The following is a 4,508-nucleotide window of genomic DNA, read 5'->3' as shown; positions in this document are numbered from 1 at the left end:
CACCAGGCCAGTTGGCTGATCTCGTCCGCCACGGCCGCACACGCGTGGCTCGACGGGTCGATCAGCGGGAAGTGGCCGGTGGCCGGCAGCCACGCCACGGTGGGCTCCTCCCCCGCCGCCCCCGCAGCACGGGCGAAAGCCGCGCTGACCTGTGGCGGAACCACATTGTCAGTGGTGCCGTGCACGATGGTGGTGGCGATACCGGTGGGTAGTAGCGCGGCCGGGTCGGCGTGGGGCAGGCGGTCGGTGGCGTGGTCGGGGCCACCGAGGAGGTCGAGCACCGCACCGGAGCAGACGCGCAGCCGGATCGCCGAGGTGAAGTCGGCGATCGGGGCGAGGGCCACGACGCCGCGGAGGGCTGGAGGTGTGGGGCGGTGCCACGGGGAGTCGGCGGGCAGCAGGTGACGGGCGGCGGCCCACAGTGCGAGGTGGCCGCCCGCGCTGTGCCCGGTGAGCACGGTACGGCGGGGATCAACGGCGTCCACGCCGAGGGCTTCGCGAGCGAGCGCCGGCAGCGCGTCGATCGCGGCGGCGACATCGTCGAAGGTGTCGGGCCAGCGGCCGGCAGGCGGAAGCGCGGGTTCGGCCGTCTCGGCCTGCTGCCGGGGCAGTTGCTTGCCGTGTCCCGGTCGGTCACCGGGTGCCTCGGGGCGGCCGGAACCACCGCCCTCACCAGGGCCACTCAGCAGGCCGCCGCGGCGGTATTCGACCGAGGCCACCGCCAGGCCGCGCGCCGCGAGGTGCGCGGCGAGCGGGGAGACGTGGGTGCGGTCGTTGGCGGCCCGCCAGGCGCCGCCGTGCAGGAGCGCGACGAGGGGTGCCGGACGGGCGCCCCCGGTGACGGCGGGCCGGTAGAAGTCGACCACCTGGTCGGGGTGGTCGCCGTAGGCCGCCGTGGCGTCCGGGGGCACGGGGTCGTGGCCGAACGCCGATGCCTCCTCGGCCGCCGCCCGGTCGGCGGGCGGGGGCGAAGGTGGGCGGGGCGCGGCAGCGGTCATTGGTTACGGGTTCCCTTCGCGGTCGCCGTCGGGGTGGCCGTCGGGTCGGGTGTCGGTGCCGGTGCCCGGGCGGGCACCGGAGTGGGTGGAGTTGCGTTCCTCAAGGATGTCGGCGAGCACGCGGGCGGCGCGCCAGGCGTCCAGGTAGCGGGTGTAGAGCGGGGTGAAGCCGAAGCGCAGCACATCGGGCTGCCGGAAGTCGCCCACGACGCCGCGGGCGGGCAGCTCGCGCATCACCTCACCGGCGTCCGCGCAGCGCAGCGACACCTGGCTGCCCCGCTCCGCGTGCGCCTCGGGCGTCACGGACCGCAGTTGTCCGGCGGGGGCGGTCGTGGCCACGCAGTGGAGGAAGAAGTCGGTCAGGGCGAGGCTCTTGGCGCGCACGTCGGCGAGCGCGACGCCTTCCCAGACGTCGAGGGCCGCGTCCAGCGCGAGCAGCGACAGGATCTCCGGCGTGCCGACGCGTCCGCGGGGCGCGCCATCGGCGGCCACGTAGTCAGGGGCCATGCCGAAGGGGTCGGCGTGCGAGTTCCAGCCGGGCAGCGGGGAGTCGAAGCGGGGCTGATGCTCGGCTCGCACGTAGAGGTAAGCGGGCGCGCCCGGGCCGCCGTTGAGGTACTTGTAGGTGCAGCCGACCGCGAGGTCCACCCCGTCGGCGTCGAGGGCGACCGGCAGGGCCCCGGCGCTGTGGCACAGGTCCCATACGGCCAGCGCCCCGGCCGCGTGCAGGGCGGCGGTGACGGCGGGCAGGTCGTGCAGCCGGCCGGTGCGGTAGTCGACGTGGTTGACGAGGGCGACAGCGGTGCGAGCGCCGGCCGCCTCGGCGATCCCGCCGGCGGGGACGGCCCGCACGGTGCGGCCGGTGAGGCGGGCCGCGGACTCCGCGATGTAGCCGTCGGTGGGGAAGGTGGCGGCGTCGACCAGGATCTCGTCGCGGTCCTGGGGGGCCATGCGGACGGCGGCGACCAACGCCTTGAAGACGTTGACGCTGGTGGAGTCGCCGACCACGATCTGGCCCGGCGCGGCGCCGACCAGCGGCGCGATCCGGTCGCCGATCCGCTCGGGCGCCGTCCACCAACCGCTCTCCTCCCAGGAGCGGATGCGCAACTCGCCCCACTCGCGGCCGACTACCTCGGTCAGGCGTGGCAGCACCGTGGTGGGCAGGGCGCCCAGCGAGTTGCCGTCGAGGTAGACGGTGATTCCCCCACGGCCTTCGGTATGGGAGGTGTCCCCGAGAGCAAAGCGGTTCCTGACGGGTGCGAGCGGGTCGGCGGCGTCGAGGGCGGCGGCGCGGTCGGCGAGCGCGTCCGGGGCGAGGGCGGCGGGGACGTCAGACATGGCTGCGCGCCGTCCACAGCTCGGGGAAGACGTTCTTCGTGGCGCGTTTCTCCAGCCAGGCCACCCCCGCCGAACCGCCGGTTCCGGCCTTGGCGCCCATCGCGCGCCGGGTCGCCACGAGGTGGTCGTTGCGCCAGCGCCAGACGAGTTCGGCGACGTCGGTGAGGAGTTCGCCGAGCCGGATCAGGTCGGAGTCCTGGTCGTCGTCGGCGTAGACGGCCTGCCAGGCCGCCTCGACCTCGGGGTGCGGCTCGTAGCGCAGCGCCGGATCGCGGTCGAGCACGGCGGCGGGCAGGTCGTAGCCGCGGCGGGCCAGCAGCCGCAGCACCTCGTCGTAGAGGCTCGGCTCGGTGAGTGCCTTCTCCAGTTCGGCGTGCGCGCTGGGGGTGCCGCGGTGCGGGACGATCATGGACGCGGACTTGTCGCCGAGCAGGAACTCCAGGCGGCGGTACATCGCGGACTGGAAGCCGGAACCCTCGCCGAGGGCGGACCGGTAGGCGTTGAACTGGGCGGGGGTGAGGTGGGCGATCGGTTTCCAGGAGGTGTTGAGCGACTCCAGTTCCGGCAGGCTGCGGCGCAGCGCGGCGGTGGCCGTCGGCAGGTCGTCCTGACGCAGGGCCGCAGCCGCGGTGGTCCACTCGTGTACCAGCAGGGTGAACCACAGCTCCATCACCTGGGTGGTGACCAGGAAGGCCATCTCCCCGGGTTCGTCGGAGAGCGGGTGCTGCAGGTGGGTGAGGACGGACGCCTGCACGTAGTCCTCGTAGGGCGTGCTGCCTTCGAACGAGAGGTTCGGGGTCGCCGCCTCGTCGGTCGGTGCGTCGGACATGGTTCTACCTCCATCGTGTCCCGGGGTCACCGGGCCTGTGCCGCGATCATCTGCGGTGCGGACAGATCCGGCAAGAGCCGACGGCGATGGGGTGGAGATGTGGCGCGGCCGTGTCGAGGGGATCGGGGCGGCGACCCCGTTCAGGCGCTGGGCGGGCCCTGGATGTAGTGCCTCTTGCTGTCGTACGGCCATGCGTTGGCGACGCAGCCGTGCAGGCCCTTGATCTGCTGCATCATCACGGGAGCGAGTTCGCCAGGTCCTGGGCAGCCCTCGTGGCCGTGGCCGATGCGGTGGCCGACCTCGTGGTTGATGATCAGGGCCCGGTAGTCGTGGATCGGGCCGCTGAACTCGGGTGAGCCGAGACTCCAGCGCTTGAGGTTGACCACGACGGTCGCGCCGACGTCGCAGTTGACCTCGCCACGGGTGAGCAGGCCGGCGGCGCCGCAGATGCTGTCCACCGTGTCGGGCGTGGCGATCTTGATGACGAAGTCGACGGGGCCGGAGGAGACGAGCTGGAAGCCGTCATGTCCGTTGCTCTCCCAGCCGCGCGGATCGGCGAGGATGCCGGCGATCTCGTGGGCGGCGTCACTGGCGGAGAGTTCGATACCGCCTTCGACCTCGACCTTGTAGCGGCGGATGTTGCCGTGCCCGGAAGCCGTGCCGGTGGCGTGCGCCGTGCTGAAGGCGCCGGTGCCCGACTTGGGCACGCTGGAGGGCTTCGGTGCCGGCGAGTGGCTCGGGCCACTGGTCGCATGCTTACCGGAGGCGGAGTGCGATGACGGTGAGGAGGAGCCGATGCCGGTCTTGTTGCCGTTGGCCGGCGCGGGTGGGCCGCCGCCGGGTACGGCCGAGTGGGATATCGGCGCGTCGATCGCCGCCGCGGAGCCGTCACCCCTGGACTTGTGCCAGGCCGCGTAGCCCCCGCCACAGCCGAGTACGACGACGCAGAGCACCGCCAGCGGTCCGGCGAACGCGACCCTGCGCTGCGTCGTGCGGCGCCCGTGCCTATGTCGGCCGTGGCGGCCCTTTGCTGCCAAGGCTCCCCCTGGAGGCATCAGCAGCCGGAACCGCGGCCCCGGCCCCCCGTGGCACTTCCGAGCTGCGTGTCGGCGTCATGCGTACGTACGGGCTGTCCCGGACGTACTGATGCCGCCCTACGGCGAGGACGGCATGGACACGATCGCACACAGGTACGTGAATATGCCGTGAGTCAGGCGACTGTTGCCGAACCGCGACATTTGAGCAGGTCAGCGGGCAACGACGGCGGGGAGGCCGGGGAGAGCAAGGGGAACGAAGAGGGGAGCCGGCGCCGCACTGCCGCGGCGCCGGCCGCGCCACCGAGG

At 73.2% G+C, this 4,508-nt stretch carries 4 protein-coding genes; all 4 read right to left on the bottom strand.

Features of this window, described 5'->3' with window-relative positions; translation table 11 throughout:
* On the bottom strand, positions 1 to 998 hold a 998-nt coding region (locus tag AC13HU_RS32730), incomplete at its 3' end, for an alpha/beta hydrolase family protein (protein ID WP_483045615.1).
* A 3-nt stretch (positions 999 to 1,001) separates the two neighbouring features.
* A complete protein-coding gene (gene kynU, locus AC13HU_RS32725; RefSeq protein WP_483045614.1) occupies positions 1,002 to 2,336 on the bottom strand; it encodes a kynureninase in 1,335 nt (444 codons plus the stop codon).
* Complete coding sequence (locus AC13HU_RS32720) at positions 2,329 to 3,165, bottom strand: tryptophan 2,3-dioxygenase family protein (RefSeq protein WP_483045613.1); 837 nt, start codon at positions 3,163 to 3,165, stop codon at positions 2,329 to 2,331. Before AC13HU_RS32720 ends, kynU begins: the two co-directional genes overlap by 8 nt.
* Before the next feature lie 140 nt (positions 3,166 to 3,305).
* Positions 3,306 to 4,220 carry a DUF3152 domain-containing protein gene (locus tag AC13HU_RS32715; protein ID WP_483045612.1) on the bottom strand — a complete coding sequence of 305 codons (915 nt, stop codon included), beginning with the start codon at positions 4,218 to 4,220 and terminating at the stop codon, positions 3,306 to 3,308.
* Between the last annotated feature and the right edge of the window lie 288 nt (positions 4,221 to 4,508).

The organism is Streptomyces sp. NH27, from assembly GCF_056859195.1.
This window is presented reverse-complemented; position numbering and strand designations above follow the sequence as displayed.